General features: G+C 64.4%; 1 protein-coding gene. It reads left to right on the top strand.

Annotated features, from left to right (window positions below):
- A partial coding sequence (locus A6A05_RS04605) for an ISL3 family transposase (RefSeq protein ID WP_156520899.1) occupies positions 1–809 on the top strand: 809 nt, incomplete at its 5' end.
- Between the last annotated feature and the right edge of the window lie 14 nt (positions 810–823).

Below are 823 nucleotides of genomic sequence, written 5' to 3' on the forward strand. Positions count from 1 at the left end.
CGGTGGAGCGCCTCGACCTGTCCAAGCTCGCCGCCGTCGGCCTTGATGAAACCGCCGCCAAGCGCGGCCATACCTATGTCACCGTGTTCATCGATCTCGACCGCAAGGACAAGCCGGTGGTCTTCGTCACCCCCGGCCGGGGCAAGGATACCGTCACCCGGTTCAAGGCGTTCATGATGGACCATGGCGGCCAGCCGGGCCGCGTCGTCGAGGTGGTCTGCGACATGAGCCCCGCCTTCATCGCCGCCATCGGGGAAACCTTCCCCAACGCCGCCGTCACCGTGGACTGGTTCCATGTGGTCCAGTTGTTCACCAAGGCCCTCGACGAGGTCCGCCGCGCCGAAGCCAGGAACAACAAACTGCCCAAGGCGCTGCGCTGGGCCATCCTGAAGAAGGCCGACGGCAAGATGACCGAGGCACAGGCCGAGGCTCTGGCCGAACTGGAAGCCTCCGACCTGTTGACCGCCATCGCATGGCGGCTCAAGGAGAAACTCCGCTGGGTGCGCAAGGCCAACACCGTCCAGGCCGCCCGCTGGCGGATCACCAACTTTCTGCGCCATGCCCGCGAGGTGATCGGCGACAACACCATCCTCGATCCCGTCCGCAAGGCGTTGGGAACCGTTGAGCACCATCGCCAGCGCATCCTCGAACGCTGGACATCAACTCACAGCAACGCCCGACTGGAGGGCTTCAACGGTCTCTTCCAGGCGGCTCGCGCTCGCGCCAGGGGCTATCGCAATACCACAACCTTCGCGACCATGATCTACCTGATCGCCGCCCCACTCGGGGATCTCTTCAAATCCATTTGAGGCGTCGAAGAACC

The sequence above is a fragment of the Magnetospirillum moscoviense genome, from assembly GCF_001650635.1.
Lineage (GTDB): Bacteria > Pseudomonadota > Alphaproteobacteria > Rhodospirillales > Magnetospirillaceae > Magnetospirillum > Magnetospirillum moscoviense.